Raw genomic sequence first — 15,120 nt, forward strand, 5'->3', positions numbered from 1 at the left:
AATTTTGTCAGATGGGTATACACTTGTACACATAAAAAAAGAAACGCGAAAAGCGTTTCTTTTTCTATGACTTCTGCATTTTTCTCAATAAGAATAAAAAGTACGGGGCTCCAATCACAGCAGTAAAAATTCCTGCAGGGACTTCTGTAGGCGGAAACAAACCTCGCCCTAAATTATCAGCAACCATTAAGAGGAACGTTCCTGTTAGCGCTGAAACAGGAAGCAGATAGATATGCTTGTTCCCTACCAATTGGCGGGCAATATGCGGAGCAATTAACCCGACGAATCCGAGTGTACCGACCACTGCTACGGAGGCACCTGCAAGAATCACTGCTACGATCAATAATAGCAGTCTTGCTTTTCGAACAGGTTCGCCTAGCCCTTCTGCGACATCGTCTCCAAGACTAAGAACATCAAGCTTTGGTGCTAGAAAAAGCGTAATCGGACCAACAATCACAATCCAAGGCAGCAGCAGCCATACATCTGTCCAATCCTTCCCCCATAAGCTTCCGGTCAACCAGACTAGTGCTGCATTCGTCTCCAACGGAAATTTAACCGTCAGAAACTGAATTCCCGCCTGACAAATCGCTCCTAACGCAATACCGATAAGAGCAAGGGTCGCTGGCTGGACGCCTCTTTTAAAAGCGAAAAGATAAAGGCCGAATGTGACTACCCCCGCTCCTGCAAATGCGGCAATCGGAAGGCCGATCACAGGTAAGGAAGGAAACAGGATAATCACAGCGGCGGCTGCAAATCCGGCACCTTTGGTAATCCCAATGACATCCGGAGAAGCAAGAGGGTTCCGGATAATCCCCTGTAGTATGGCGCCGGATATCCCTAGCCCTGTTCCTACCAACAGGCTCATAATGATCCGGGGCAAACGAAAATTCTCAATGATGTACCCGCTGCCTCCTGCATCCGTTCCAACAAAATAGTTGTAAATGGAATCAGGCGGAATCCAAACAGCACCGACACCAATGGAAAGAAAGGCTCCTAACAAGACGAGTATGGAAAGGGAAATAATAATCGTTATCGGGTGCATTTTTTTTAAGCTCATGCTGCTCTCCCTCCCTTACTAGCCAGGTATAAGAAAAATGGAGCTCCGAGTAGTGCTGTTACAATACCCACCGGCGACTCTGCGGGAAATGAAATGAACCTGGACAGCACATCCGAGATGGTCAATAATGCGGCGCCAAAAACGGCTGACACAGGGAGAACCACACGGTAATCTGATCCTATAAGTTTTCGTACAATATTTGGTATGATCAAGCCTACAAAACCGATGGGACCAGCTACAGCCACCGAAATGCCGGCTAATAGGATGACTAAGATGGCTGATGAAACCCGGATCCACCCAATTCTCTGTCCCAACCCTCTTGCTACATCGTCACCTAATCCAAGAATCGTCAAACCTTTGCCTAGAAATAGTGCTCCGATGAGCCCGGTCAATGACCAGGGAATCATCAAGCGGACATCAGCCCAGTTGCGACCATCAATGCCCCCGGCAAGCCAAAAGAGAACATCCTCCGTTGATGTTTCATGAAAAAGGACGATGCCTTCAATTAAAGAGGAAAGAAACAAGTGGACAGTAATCCCTGCCAATGCTAATTTAACCGGCGTCATCCCTCCACCTGTAGAAGAGAGCGAATAGACAATCGCTCCCCCGACGGCTGCCCCCAAGAATGCGAAATATACGAGCGTGGAAGAACCAAGCCCTGGAAAGAGAACCACTCCGGCAACCACCATTAACGACGCTCCTGCATTGACACCGAACACTTGAGGGGAAGCTAAAGGGTTATTTGTAATGGCCTGCATGATCCCTCCCGCAATAGCTAAACAGGCACCGACAATAATTCCTACAAGAGCCCTTGGTAAACGAATGGTATGAATAATGGAAGCGGCTTTCCCATCATCAGGGGAAAACAGAAGTTTCAATACATCAGCAAAGGGAATGGCATAGGCACCAATACTTAAGCTCGCAATAAAACTTGCTATGAGGATGAGGATTCCTAACAGAAAAAAAAGGACCATTTTATATTTAACTACAGATGATTGCTCAGATAAGTGCTGCACTTGAATTCTCCTATCTACATACTCTTTTCACCATACCACAAACGATAGGAAAGCGTCTTCTGGTAAAAAGGAAAGAGCGAAGGGACTCCCTCCGCTCTTTGAACAGTTATTCTTCATATAAATAGTTGATGGCGTCCTCTAGAATCTTCTCAGATGAAATTAATCCTCGGAAACGGGACCACATGTTACGGTCGACCTCGTGGACCTCTCCATTTTCCACAGCTGAAATACCCTGATACAATTCATTGCTTTCCCACTCATCAACAACCGTTTGATCACCAGCGACCATATGGAACATTACATCTGGATTGAACTCAACCACTTGTTCCAAGTTGATTTTATTGTAACGTTCGTCCCCACTTTGGATCGCGTTTTTCAAACCAATAGATTCCAATAAAGAACCTGTGTAAGATTCCATGTTGTGTGCGAAGTAACCACTGTCCGCTACTACTGCAGGAAGGACGGTACGCTCCTCGTCCTCAGGTACCTGCGCTCGAAGCTCTTCCATTTTCGCCTCATGATCGGCTAGAACTTCTTCACCTTTCTCTTCCATACCCATCGCTGTTGATACGGTTTCAAAACTTGAAATAATGCCTTCATAATCAGCTGCTAGAGAAGGAAGTATAATCGTCGGAGCAATATCAGACAACTGATCATAGATATCTTTGTGTCTTTTCATATCCGCGATGATCAAGTCAGGTTGAAGGGAACTGATGACTTCTAAGGAAGGCTGCTTTCTTGTACCTACAGATGTATAGTCACCGATTTTTTCACGAATCGGTTCGATGATGCGTTCTGAATCATCATCGTCTGCGATGCCGACAGGAGAAACTCCCAAGGAAGCAAGGTTGTCAACGAATGAAAACTCAAGAGCAACGACCTTCTCAGGCTGACCTGTAATTTCGGTCTCTCCCATTTCATGTTCAATGACGCGTGTATCTTCCGTGGATTCACTGCTTTCATCCTTTGAATCTTCTGAAGTTTGATCATCAGAAGAACTTCCACATGCACTAACAAAAAGGATAAGAGCAAGCATAATTAACGAGAGTGAGCTTTTCTTCATATGTAATACCTCCATTGTTATTGATAATCATTATCAAATGCTTCATTCATCATACTTAAATTTTAGATAATTGTAAAGGGCACAACAAAAGGACTGTCGCATTCACCAGAACGACAGCCCCTCCTTTTATTGCGATATAAACATCTGGGTCCAATAATGACCGTAGCTTCCGCCTTCTGCGTATCCTACGCCGATTTGTCTTAAATTCGGATCTAAAATGTTCTTCCTATGCCCCGGGCTATTCATCCATCCATTGACCACTTCCTGTGGCGTTCTTTGACCTGCAGCAATGTTTTCTGCTGCACGATTGTAAGAGATATTGAAGTCTCTCATCATATCGAATGGTGAACCGTAGGTAGGAGATGTGTGGGAGAAATAATTTTTATTCGCCATGTCTCTGGACTTGTAACGGGCCACACGTGATAACTGCCAGTTGGCTTTCAAAGCAGGGAGACCGTTTTTCGCTCTTTCCTGGTTCGTCAAGTCAATGACTTGGCTTTCGACTGATTTGATGTCCCCTTTCAGAGGAATCGTTACCCTGTCTCCCGGATAAATCAGATCAGGATTGTTGAACTGTGGGTTTGCATTGATGATTTCACTCAAACCGATTTTGTATTTTTTTGAGATCTTCCATAATGTGTCCCCACTCTTAACTGTGTAAGTATCCGTTGCTGCTTGGGTCATTTGAGGGGTTTGAACAAACAACACCGCAGCAAAAATGATAGCGCCAAACCACATCCATACTTTCAAGTGCTCTCACTCCTTTTTTAGTGTCAGATGTAGTGTGGCTCTTACAGATAAAATTATGTATATAAAGGAAAAGTTTAGAAATTAAAACGCACCCACCGGTGGTCAATCGGTGGGTGCTATACCATAGGGGAGGTATAATCATTTTATGAATGAAACGAGCGGGCCACTTCAACCAATTGTTGTCGTGTCACACTCTGTTCATTACCTTCTTCAGACGCCACACTGGCGCGGTAAGTCATTAAATACGTCACACCATCTTTTGTCCAAGTTAGTTTCTTGGAAAAGCGGTTATTTTCGTATAAGCCGTCTAGATCTTCAAGGATGGAAAGCTCTTCCGGATCTATCCACGGAGTATTAATTTCCCCTTGAGAAAATTGTATGGTCAGCAGATCATTATCAGGCGTATAAAAACTCAAGTCCATCAACTTTGAACCTCCATCCTGATAAATGTCTGTCACAACACTGATCATAGGTATAGGAATGTACTCAGGAAGCTCAGGTTGAAAGTCTAATTGTTCCACAGCCGAAGACACCTTTTCTACATTGTAAGAATGGTATCCACTAGGCACCGCATGAGTTTTATTATTACAAGCACTGATTGCCACCAAACAGAAAATTAACACACCAAATCTTTTCCACACACTGCTTTCCCCCGTCATTACTTGTTTCTAATATAGAGACGAGATGACTCCCAAAAAGGTTTCACATAGATGAAAAAAATTTAATTAATGATTCCATGCTGGATGACTTCCACCTTCACGCTCGGTTCAATGGATATTTCCGGGTATTCTTCCTCCCATTTCAATTCTCTCCAAGCATCTGGGTGATAGGCTTTTACTCTTCTTCCAATACCAAAAACATCACTGTTCGCATCTTGAAGCTGAGCGATAATATCTAGAGACTCCTCTGTTAGTCTTTCTGATAGCTTTTTACCGATTTCCTCAACTCTCCCTTTTACGTACAAGTGATCAGAAGGATATTCTACAATCTTTACTTTCATATCCAGGTCAATAGTTACTGAGATTTCTCCATCTTTATTTTCGATTTTCATTTTACGGTCGTTTTGTGCCACATTCACAGTAACATAATCCAAAATTTCTTCTTTTTTGTTATCATCAATTTTTTCCGTCAAACGGGCGACCCTTCCCTTAACTCCCTGCAACAGCATATACATCGTCGTTTGTTCTGCATCAATTTTTTCGCCTGTGTACGCTTTATCATGAAACAACCCCATACCACTAAAAGTAAGCAAGTTCCCTTCATCTTCTATTTTCAGCATAGGGACAGAGAAATCAATTCCAGGTTCTAACAATTCAGCACATAGCAGCTGAAGATTTTCACCAGTTGCATGAGTGGATGAAATAGCAGCTTCCAACATGCCTCCGACATAGTTGCTGATTCTTGTTGCTCCCGTATGATTCATACTTATCACATCTTTGGCTGTCCCTTCTTCGACAACAGCGAGATAGGCATTCAAGTTGCTGCGAGAGTTTCGATACATGTCATCAAGGATCGGGTAGATGTTCTTCATCGCAAGGTCTTCCCCTAATACGACTACTTTCACTTTAGATGGATCATAGGACTCCGATATCATGCGGTCAATTTTGTTTCTTGCTTGCAAAGGGGTATTGGCAGAAGTTGATATTACTTGCAGAATCTCACTACCCGGTCCCTCAGAAGCTCTGTTGACCGTAGGGATAGAAACGGTCTGTACAATTTGTCCCTCTTCTCCTTGGTCGAATCCTAGTGAGAGCACAAGTTTAACATTTTTAAACTGTTTTTCATCCCAGCAACCCGTGAGGAATATGAGACTTGCCATAACGACAATCCAATACTTTTTCATGATGCTCCCGCCCTCTTATCTTTATCCCTCCTCCAAAAACTTAAAGGAACCATAATTAATGGAAGAGTTACAGAAAATACGTAACCAGAATAGGTCACCACTTTGTTGAAGTTTTCCATTTTTTTGATATCCAAACCGATATACATACTAATGGTAAATATAACGAAACCGATCACCACAATAAATTTTGTTGATAACTGTTTATTGAACAAATCCGATAAGCCGATACTCGACAAGTAAAGATATGTCGCAAATGTGGTGGCCACATTAATCACCCATATCGTAATAAAAAACAAGTCGATTCGGGCTACAACCGGGAGAGAGAACGATTTCAACATATACAAAACAGGTTCAGGAACTAGTGGAAGTTCACTGGTACTGAAAAAGGTAAAACTTGCAAGAACCGTAAACAAATAAAAGAGTGTCACAAACCAGTGAGCAAAAACTATGGTTTTCAACTTCTGTTTGTTCGTTCCTTCCACCTTCGAAAAAATAACCAACGTCACAATAAAACCAAAATAGGAAAAAATGGCTTGGTTGATGCCGGAAAATACCTTCCCCCATCCAGTTTCTAAGATAGGAAATAGGTACATAATACTCATCTCTTTTGCTCCGAAGGCTACAAGAATGAGCAAAAACACGATCAATATAGAAAGCATGGTGTACATCCGCCCAAGCACGATCAACCCACCGTGAACCATATACATACAAACAGTTATCATTAAAGAAGCCGTGACCCATAAAGGGGTATTCGGTAAAACCCATATATTGATCATCCGGCAGAATAACAAGATGATAAGTGTCCCTACACCGACAAAGTACAGGATGAACAAAATGGAGATTGGTCTTCCAATCCATTTTGTAAACAACTTATCATTCATAGTAAATAATGTATCTTGTGGGAAGTTCTTTGCAACAATCCAAATTCCTATAAGCAACACTTGGATGGCTATTGCTCCTAACAAAAGAGAAATCCAGCCATCCTGCTTAGCTACACTGTGCAGTTCAAATGGAACGGACAGAACGCCCACTCCAATTTGGGTTTGGATAATAATGAAAAAATATTGTCTGCGCGATAGCTTCCGTTCATTTTTTTGTGTCGGTTGTTGTGGAGGCTTGACTTCCTCCTTTTCCTTGTTTTGATTGGTTTTGTTCATCACGGTTTCTCCACTCCCTTGAAGGGTCCAAAGCTATGGGTTTAACTGCATGAGCATCCTTCGGCCTAAGCTTCATCATATACATGGGCAAACGGACAAACGTATCTTTCAAGTCAACCAGACTTAACGGTGCAAGAGGCGCAAAATAAGGAACACCGAAAGACTGAAGACGTGTCAGGTGTGTCAGTATGAATAACATTCCAAATACAATCCCAATAAAGCCGATCGTTCCTGCGAGTAGGATCAGCGGGAAAGTTAACAACCTGAGAGCTGTACTCAATTCATTGGAAGGGACCACGAAAGAAGCAATAGCGGTCAATGCCACAACTATAACCATCAAGTTAGATACAAGTCCCGCACGTACCACCGCGTCTCCGATGACAAGACCACCAACAATACCAATGGTCTGGCCAATGGGAGCAGGCAATCGTATCCCGGCTTCCCTGATTAGTTCAATGATAATAACCATTACAAGGGCTTCTAATATGGGTGGATAGGCTATTTCATTTATGGATGCTTTGACCGGAATAATTAGTTCATCAGGAATGACCTCGAAGTGGAAACTCACTACTGCAATATAAAAGGCTGGTAAACTCACAGCGATCACGAAACTGAAGAGTCGTATCAGACGGACAAACGTGCCTGTGAACCATCGCATATTATAATCATCCGGCGCCTGATAAAACATAAAAAAAGTGGCGGGGGCAATAAGAGTTGTAGGGCTCCCCTCCGACAAAATGGCGACTCTCCCCTCAACTAAATTAGCTGCCACACGATCAGGCCTTTCTGTATTCAACATTTGAGGAAACGGAGAGTTCGACTGATCTTCAATAAATTCTTCCACATGTCCAGGACTATGAATCATATCTGAATCAACGGAATGTAATCGGGTCTCTACCTCCTGAACAAGCGTAGGATCCGCGATTCCATCCATATACATGACAGCCACATTCGTGTTCGTCTTCCTACCCAACTTAAAGTATTTAATGGTTAAATCTCTGTGTTCTACCCTTTTGCGGATGAGGTTGATGTTTGTCATCATGTTTTCCACAAAACCATCATGGGCGCCTCGAACCACCTTTTCATTTTGTGGTTCCTCAGGTGTCCGACCAAATGAAGAGGTCACACTGAACTGTGCGATTTCCCTCTTCCCTTCTTCTATATAAAGGGCATGACCTCGTAACAGCGTTCGTACAGCTTCTTCTAAGTCAATGGTCTGCTTTGCATTCGGCAGATGGAAAACATTATCGGTATGTCCCATTTCAATGGGTGCAAAAATCTTTTCATGGATTTTTTCGTGTTCAGCTAAAGATTCAAAATATAAAAGAGCCGCATTACCTTTTTTCAAAACGCGTATTTTCAAATCATTCGTGTTATGAAAAGCATCCAAAATATACTTGACGTTCTCAGACAACTTTCTTGAGCTGGGTATTTCTTTCTCACCTGATGGTTCGGACATATGACGATCTATTACCTTATCGCGGTTATTCTTAAAAAATCGCGTAAAGATTCCCATTTTCGCATCACCTAACCTTAATTTGCCACGGATAAAATGGAATATACCAAACAAATCCTCTCCACAAAAAAATCCCCTCCCACTAAAGCTCCCGATTGTGGAAGACTCAGTTTCGAGATGCTTTCGGGTTTCGTTTGCCAAAATGGGAATCAGGGGTGGCTGGGAAGCAACTCGCTTTCCTGTGGGGGAGCGCCGAGCTTCCTCGGACTGCGTCCTGCGGGATCTCGCCTATCTCCTTCTCCCACGGGAGTCTCGCAGCTTCCCAACCACCCCATTCGATATGTGTGAAACGAACCCCTTTACCAAGTTGGATTGTCTCCTGCTATCCCGATTGGAAAAGCATAAAACGCTCTGTATTAAGCTCTCAGAGTCCAAATACCTGGGCATGGGGATTTTATCCTTATGCTCCCAATTTAATTGACTAGCTGATTATTCGGGGAGTGGTTTCGAGAATCTTTCTTGTAAAAGGGGCGGAGGGGAATGGCGAGACTCCTGCGGGAAAAAAGTGCAGGGTGAGACCCCACAGGACGCAGTCCGAGGAGGCTCACCGCGCTCCCGCGGAAAGCGAGCTATTCCCCGCAGCCCCCATGCTCTCTACAAAAGTCTCGAAACTGAGTCTTCAAGAAACCTGCCATTTACTTTAATAACAAAAGAAGCCCTATGGCTGGATTGCCATAGGGCTTGATGGGGTTAGTGGCCTGGGAAAAAGACCATTTGTAAGATGAAAATAATCGCGAACATATATAACATCCAATGCACTTCTTTCCCTTTTCCGGTAACAAGTTTTAACAATGGATACGTAATAAAGCCAAAAGAGATCCCTGTTGCAATACTGGATGTGAGTGGCATGGAAAGGATGATGATAAAGGCTGGGAAAGCATCATCGAAAGACCCCCAGTTCACCTTTGCAAGTCCACCCATCATAAAGCAACCGACGATAATTAGTACAGGAGCTGTAATCGCTGGTAAGCCGGATACTGCTCCAACGATAGGGGCGAAAAACATGGATAAAATAAACAATACTGCAACGACCATTGTCGTTAAGCCTGTTCGCCCTCCTGCTGCTACCCCTGAAGAAGATTCAATATATGCGGATGAAGGACTCGTTCCGAACATAGCCCCAACGGTTGTAGCTGACGCATCTGCCATTAAAGCAGCACGCGCCCTTGGAAGGCTTCCATCTTTGCGGATGAAACCAGCTTGTTCCGCCACACCGATCATCGTTCCTGTCGTGTCAAAAATCGTGACAAGAAGGAAAGCGAAAATAACCGTATATAAGCCATTGCTGAATACCGCTCCAATATCCATATCCCAGAAAACAGGAGCTGGCGGTGCTTCGATGAAGCCTTCAAGCTGAAGCTGGCCTGTAAAAAAGCCGATAATGCCTGTTACAAACATGCCGATGAACAATCCACCCGTCACGTTTCTTGCGATGAGGATCAACGTGAAGAAAAGTCCGAATACAGTCAACAGCGGCCCTTGTGCCGTCAAGTCACCAAGCGTTACCAGCGTCTCTTCACTAGGAACGATGATGCCTGACATTCTTAACCCAAGGAAGGCAATAAATAAACCGATTCCTGAGGTGATTCCATATTTCAATGAAGGAGGAATCGCTGTAATCAACGTTTTACGTAAGCTTGTCAGACTAAGGAGTACAAATAATATACCAGAAACAAAAACAGCTCCAAGAATAACAGAATAACTGACATCCTGTTGAACAACTTCTGTAACGAAATAAGCATTCAATCCCATACCAGGAGCAATAGCAATAGGGTAATTGGCAGCAAAGGCCATGATTAACGTACCAACGACGGCCGCGATGATCGTCGCCATGAACACTTGTTCAAATGGCACCCCTGCACTTGAAAGAATCGCCGGGTTAACGACAACGATATAGACCATCGTCAAAAAAGTCGTTAATCCTGCAAGCAGCTCTGTTTTGACATCTGTATGATTTTCATTTAATCGGAACCATTTGTTTAACATTTGGAAACACCAAACTTTCAATAAGAATTACAACGTGTATTATAATATTATTTTTACGAACAAAAATCAATAGAAACAATAAAAATGTTCGCTTTTATTGTTGATGGATAAAAAAACCGTCAGAGGAATCATCCCTCTGACGGTTTTTCACTTACTCGCTTAACTCTATACCACTCCATCATTTCTTCTGTATCCGCTTTTTCTAGGTAGTAGCAGGAAGCGAGTGACCTGCCTCCTCCCGATGTCAACATGACCTCTATGCTAGAGAGGTATTTCCTTTTTTGAAAATACGTCTGTTTTTCGTAAGATGCTTGGATACGGTACTTTTTCATAAAGTAGGTTTGTTTGATGATTCCTCTCGATCGTAAGGTCAGCTGATCTTCAAGAATATTCCACCCCGCGTCAAGATAGGCAAGCCAACCCAGCACAGCCAAGAAGCACCCCGCCACAATGGAAAGCAGACCATAAGGAAAAAAGAAGATGCTGATGGGAATCGCCGCTAAAAAGCCGAACCATGAATGTCGCACAATGTAACGGACCAACGATCGCCTGGGTGGTCGATGAAAATTATCCACCACATCATAATCTGGAAGCACTTTTGTCAGGATTTCCCCCACTTCTGCTTTTTTAATCATTGGCAGCAGGCGTAACTGATGCTCATCATTTTTTAAGACCGATCCCCCTGCACTGATTAACGTGACAGAAGCGTACCCCAAAGGCTGTCGAATTAAGTTTTCTTCCATTCGAACGCCTTGAATACGATTCAAAGGTATGGTCATCTGCTTTTTCTCCAGCCATCCGCGCGTAATAATCAAATCATCTTCGTCAATAAAAACAGAAAAGTTGGCATACCTTACAATCGTCATCACAATCGATATCCCATAAGCCACTAATAAGATGACCAGAGCGGTAAAGGCAATGACCAGCACGCCAATTTGAATCCAATCAAGGAGTTCATTGTAGATCGTACCTACGGGCAAAAGGTCCATAAATTGAGAGAAAAAGACAGCTACCCCGGAAATCACTACCCCAGCCCCTCCGGAAGTGACAGCCATCATCACAATCTCCTTCATTGACATGGCATAAACCTTATCACGCTTCTGTTCTTCTATTTCTGTTTGGGGTTCTTCGGTATCCCAAGTGTCGTCCTCCGGTCTTACGTTTCTACGTTTCTTCTCTTGAAAAATGGCTTCTTCCAAGGAATCTGCTTCTTCTTTCCGGATTGCTGTCAATTCGGCCTCTGCTTTTTCATTCCCCGTTGAGCCTGCTGTCTCAACCGAAACTTTCACAAGATTTAAAGGCCGATGAAAAATGCCCTCTGAGAAATCAAGGCTTTGAATTCGGTCGATAGGGATGTACCTCTTTTTACGGAAAATAAGACCATATTCTATTCGCAGCTCTCCCTCTTCCATACGGTATGTAAAGCGCAGCCAGCGAATAATCCCTGCCCCCAAAACAAGGAGCAGCACACCACCCCATATAAGTAGTGGAATCCAATCCACTTCTCCACTAAATATGTTCCCATTTAACACGAGTACAATAATCAATGGCAGAGCGGCATCTTTTAACGTCTTCACAAAGTTAATGATAGCTGAGATCGGGTGAAGTCTTTTTGGTTCAAACATCATCTTCCGCCACCCTTGCTAAGGAAGAGATGGACTGACGTAGACGCTCGGCTTCCTGCTCATCCAATGCCGGAATTTTATGTACCGTCGCAGCCGTAGAAATACTGATCGTGGATAAACGGAATTTCCTAAGTAAAGGTCCTTGTTCTGTATCCACATGTTGAACTCTGACCATAGGGACCAGCGTACGTGTCACAATAAATAATCCGTACTGCAAATCGATCTCTGTTTCAGTGACATCATACCTCCACCTTTTCCATCGTAAGCTTGGCACGAGCCAGACAAATGAAAGGACTTCCAGCAAAGCGATGCCGAGTCCAATTAAAATAATCCACCACGGCCAATCCCATAAGAAAACGGTGACGGTCAAACCGATGGTCAACAAAAGAATGATCCCTACTTGAATCCAACCATAAATGCGCCATACCGTTAGTGCCCGCTGTGATATTCTTTGTGTCGGTTGCTGTTCCATTCTTCCACCCCCTGTGTATGAATACGATTGATTGATCGAAATGTTTCACAATTTTAAAAGAAGCCGGACGTAACAGCCCGGCCATCCCTTTATTTTCTTCCTTCTGATAATGCTTTGGATTTTTCTGTGCAAGCGGTCATCCCCTGAATGATCGCATTTCTGAAACCCGCTTCTTCAAGCTTCGTTACACCCGCAATGGTTGTACCGCCCGGAGTGCAGACGGCATCCTTCAGCTCGCCAGGGTGTCTTCCGGTCTCTTTGACCATTTGAGCCGCCCCTTGGACAGTCTGGGAAACCATTTTATAGGCTTTGTCTCGTGGGAAGCCTTGTTGAACAGCTGCATCTGCCATAGCCTCAATGAGCATGTAAACAAAAGCCGGTGAAGAGCCACTAACGGCCGGAACCGCATCCATCAATTTTTCTTCTACGATTTCAGCTTCTCCAAAGCTTTCAAACACTTCCATCACGTCCGCTAATTCTTCTTTGGTCACGAAATCGTTCGGGCACAAAACGCTCATACCTGCTCCGACAAGCGAAGGGGTGTTCGGCATGGAACGAATCACTTTCACATTGCGACCAAAGGCTTCTTTCATCGCCTCAAGTGTAATACCGGCAGCGATGGTGACAACCACTGTATCCTCAGGTACTTCATCTTTAATTTCCTGGACGACTCCCTGATACACGTAAGGTTTCACAGCTAAGAAAAGCAGATCACTCTCTCCTGCCACTCGTTTATTTTCATTGGAAATATTTATCCCGTATTCATCAGTCACAAAGTCAATCGTTTCATCGGATAAAGCCGTCGCAGCGATATCCCGCGCCTTCACAAGGCCTGCATCGATCATGCCTTGAATCATCGCCTGCCCCATTTGACCACAACCGATAAAACCTATACGTTTGTTCACCGTACATCCCTCCTTGGTGATTCTTATTGTATAGGAAGATTGTCGAACGTACAATTCCATATTCGATTTCCCTTGTTTCTCTAGTAAAAATTACATGTTTTTTCTAGAAAAGGTTTACAAAGCCTTATATCTTACCTATAATAATAACTGTATTCTTCATATCATAGTGAAACGCCCAAAATATCATAGCTGCTACGAAAAAAGCCGAGCTGCCTTAAGCTCGGCTTTTTTCGTGGTCTCCTTCATCTTCTCTGATTGCTTCAAGAAGCTTCTTCACTTCTCTTTTATTTTTTCTTGCTACAAGGATATATAAAGTATCTCCAGCTTTGATTTCTGTTTGACCATATGGGGTGATCACATCCCCGTCACGGATTATTGCATTAATTAAGGCTCGGTCAGGCAATTCCATATTCTCTAATGTTTGACCAACAACGATGTTTCTTTCCGTTACATCAAACTCAATCATCTCTACGTTCGCTTTGCCTATGGAAATCAACTCGAGCGAATGAATCGGATTTCCAAGCTTATCGGAAACAAGTTTGAAACGTTCGGCGATTCTTGTGATGGACGAGCCTTGGACAAGAGCTGAGGTGAGGACAGTAAAGAAAACAACGTTAAAGATGAGCGGGCTATTTTGAATTCCTGCAAGCATTGGGAAAATGGCAAGCACGATGGGTACGGCACCACGCAGCCCAGCCCAGGATAGAAAGTATTTTTCCTTCATCGTAAAGGAAAAACCGGCCAGGCTTAAGAAAGTGGCTACAGGCCTCGCGATAAAAATAAGCACAAGCGCTATTAACAAGCCATCCATCATCACAGGCCATGTGAAGACCTCTGTGGGAGAAACGAATAATCCCAGGATAATGAACATTAGGATTTGCGCCATCCAGCCAAATCCCTCATGGAAACGCAAGATGGAATAACGGTATGCAAGTTCTGCATTTCCAATGACGACCGCTGTTACATATACAGCTAAAAGACCACTCGCTTGGAGAAGTGAACTCGAACTGTATGATAAAAAGGCGAAACCTAAAGCGAACAAAGGATAAAGTCCACTGGAATCAAGATTGATCCGGTTAAGTGATAAGCTCGCTAAGTAACCGATCCCCGCTCCGACAGCGAGTCCAGCCCCCATCTGCCAAAAGAATGAACCGACCATCCCGAATATATTAACTTGATCGACCGTGAGCAATTGGATAAAAGAAATGGTTAGAAACACAGCCATAGGATCGTTCGTACCAGACTCTGCCTCTAGTGTCGCTTCAAGTTTAGGGCGGACATTTTTACCTTTTAAAACGGCAAAAACGGCAGCAGCATCCGTTGATCCTACAATGGACCCTACAAGAAAAGCCTCAATCCAACCGATATGTAAGATGAACTTGGCAGCTAAGGCTACGATGGATGTCGTAAGTACGACACCTGCTGTAGCTAAAGAAATGGAAGGAGCCACTACCGGCCGTATGTCTTTCCACTTCGTCAGCATACCACCTTCAAACAAAATAACAATCAAGGCGATGACACCAATCAACTGAGCAATTTCCGGGTTGTCGAAGTAAATGAATCCAAGTCCATCATTCCCCACGAGCATTCCAACAGCAATAAACAAAACAAGAGAAGGAACCCCGAGCCGGGAAGAGAACTTTGTAACGATGATACTGACAATAAGCAATAGAGCCATCAGCATAATGAATTGATTGGACTCTAAAATTTCCTGAATCATAAACGATACT

Annotated in this window: 13 protein-coding genes; all 13 read right to left on the reverse strand. The window is 43.6% G+C overall.

Features of this window, described 5'->3' with window-relative positions; genetic code table 11:
• Nucleotides 1–64: 64 nt before the first annotated feature.
• Nucleotides 65–1,057: a FecCD family ABC transporter permease gene (locus ACQ4XT_RS00065; RefSeq protein ID WP_446851971.1), complete on the reverse strand. Its 993-nt coding sequence runs from the start codon at nt 1,055–1,057 to the stop codon at nt 65–67.
• Complete coding sequence (locus ACQ4XT_RS00070) at nt 1,054–2,031, reverse strand: FecCD family ABC transporter permease (protein ID WP_446855525.1); 978 nt, start codon at nt 2,029–2,031, stop codon at nt 1,054–1,056. Before ACQ4XT_RS00070 ends, ACQ4XT_RS00065 begins: the two co-directional genes overlap by 4 nt.
• A gap of 148 nt (nt 2,032–2,179) precedes the next feature.
• Entirely contained in the window at nt 2,180–3,136 is a 957-nt protein-coding gene (locus tag ACQ4XT_RS00075) for an ABC transporter substrate-binding protein (protein ID WP_446851972.1), read from the reverse strand.
• Between the two features lie 126 nt (nt 3,137–3,262).
• Nucleotides 3,263–3,886, reverse strand: a complete 624-nt coding sequence (gene safA, locus ACQ4XT_RS00080) for a SafA/ExsA family spore coat assembly protein (RefSeq protein WP_446851973.1) — start codon at nt 3,884–3,886, stop codon at nt 3,263–3,265.
• Nucleotides 3,887–4,029: 143 nt separating this feature from the next.
• Entirely contained in the window at nt 4,030–4,527 is a 498-nt protein-coding gene (locus ACQ4XT_RS00085) for a hypothetical protein (protein ID WP_446851974.1), read from the reverse strand.
• 80 nt (nt 4,528–4,607) lie between these two features.
• Nucleotides 4,608–5,729, reverse strand: coding sequence for a Ger(x)C family spore germination protein (locus tag ACQ4XT_RS00090; RefSeq protein ID WP_446851975.1), 1,122 nt, complete (start codon nt 5,727–5,729; stop codon nt 4,608–4,610).
• Nucleotides 5,726–6,886 (reverse strand): GerAB/ArcD/ProY family transporter, encoded by a 1,161-nt coding sequence (locus ACQ4XT_RS00095; protein WP_446851976.1) that lies wholly within the window; start codon nt 6,884–6,886, stop codon nt 5,726–5,728. The genes ACQ4XT_RS00090 and ACQ4XT_RS00095 overlap by 4 nt, the downstream gene beginning before the upstream one ends.
• Nucleotides 6,816–8,345 carry a spore germination protein gene (locus ACQ4XT_RS00100; RefSeq protein WP_446855527.1) on the reverse strand — a complete coding sequence of 510 codons (1,530 nt, stop codon included), beginning with the start codon at nt 8,343–8,345 and terminating at the stop codon, nt 6,816–6,818. Before ACQ4XT_RS00100 ends, ACQ4XT_RS00095 begins: the two co-directional genes overlap by 71 nt.
• 747 nt (nt 8,346–9,092) lie before the next feature.
• Nucleotides 9,093–10,388 carry an NCS2 family permease gene (locus tag ACQ4XT_RS00105; RefSeq protein ID WP_446851977.1) on the reverse strand — a complete coding sequence of 432 codons (1,296 nt, stop codon included), beginning with the start codon at nt 10,386–10,388 and terminating at the stop codon, nt 9,093–9,095.
• A 128-nt stretch (nt 10,389–10,516) separates the two neighbouring features.
• Nucleotides 10,517–12,013 (reverse strand): PH domain-containing protein, encoded by a 1,497-nt coding sequence (locus ACQ4XT_RS00110; RefSeq protein ID WP_446851978.1) that lies wholly within the window; start codon nt 12,011–12,013, stop codon nt 10,517–10,519.
• Nucleotides 12,006–12,485, reverse strand: a complete 480-nt coding sequence (locus tag ACQ4XT_RS00115; protein ID WP_446851979.1) for a PH domain-containing protein — start codon at nt 12,483–12,485, stop codon at nt 12,006–12,008. The genes ACQ4XT_RS00110 and ACQ4XT_RS00115 overlap by 8 nt, the downstream gene beginning before the upstream one ends.
• 89 nt (nt 12,486–12,574) lie before the next feature.
• Nucleotides 12,575–13,390 (reverse strand): pyrroline-5-carboxylate reductase, encoded by an 816-nt coding sequence (gene proC / locus ACQ4XT_RS00120; RefSeq protein WP_446851980.1) that lies wholly within the window; start codon nt 13,388–13,390, stop codon nt 12,575–12,577.
• Between the two features lie 214 nt (nt 13,391–13,604).
• On the reverse strand, nt 13,605–15,110 hold the full coding sequence (locus ACQ4XT_RS00125; protein ID WP_446851981.1) for a potassium/proton antiporter: 1,506 nt from the start codon (nt 15,108–15,110) through the stop codon (nt 13,605–13,607).
• Between the last annotated feature and the right edge of the window lie 10 nt (nt 15,111–15,120).

The sequence above is a fragment of the Halobacillus sp. 12SKB genome (assembly GCF_052941655.1).

Excerpts from the sequence above, each read along its gene's own strand:
- ACQ4XT_RS00115 (WP_446851979.1), bottom strand. The coding sequence starts at position 12,485 with ATGGAACAGCAACCGACACAAAGAATATCACAGCGGGCACTAACGGTA.
- ACQ4XT_RS00110 (WP_446851978.1), bottom strand. The coding sequence starts at position 12,013 with ATGTTTGAACCAAAAAGACTTCACCCGATCTCAGCTATCATTAACTTT.
- ACQ4XT_RS00070 (WP_446855525.1), bottom strand. The coding sequence starts at position 2,031 with ATGGTCCTTTTTTTTCTGTTAGGAATCCTCATCCTCATAGCAAGTTTT.
- ACQ4XT_RS00090 (WP_446851975.1), bottom strand. The coding sequence starts at position 5,729 with ATGAAAAAGTATTGGATTGTCGTTATGGCAAGTCTCATATTCCTCACG.
- ACQ4XT_RS00065 (WP_446851971.1), bottom strand. The coding sequence starts at position 1,057 with ATGAGCTTAAAAAAAATGCACCCGATAACGATTATTATTTCCCTTTCC.
- ACQ4XT_RS00100 (WP_446855527.1), bottom strand. The coding sequence starts at position 8,345 with ATGTCCGAACCATCAGGTGAGAAAGAAATACCCAGCTCAAGAAAGTTG.
- ACQ4XT_RS00075 (WP_446851972.1), bottom strand. The coding sequence starts at position 3,136 with ATGAAGAAAAGCTCACTCTCGTTAATTATGCTTGCTCTTATCCTTTTT.
- ACQ4XT_RS00105 (WP_446851977.1), bottom strand. The coding sequence starts at position 10,388 with ATGTTAAACAAATGGTTCCGATTAAATGAAAATCATACAGATGTCAAA.
- ACQ4XT_RS00125 (WP_446851981.1), bottom strand. The coding sequence starts at position 15,110 with ATGATTCAGGAAATTTTAGAGTCCAATCAATTCATTATGCTGATGGCT.
- ACQ4XT_RS00095 (WP_446851976.1), bottom strand. The coding sequence starts at position 6,886 with ATGAACAAAACCAATCAAAACAAGGAAAAGGAGGAAGTCAAGCCTCCA.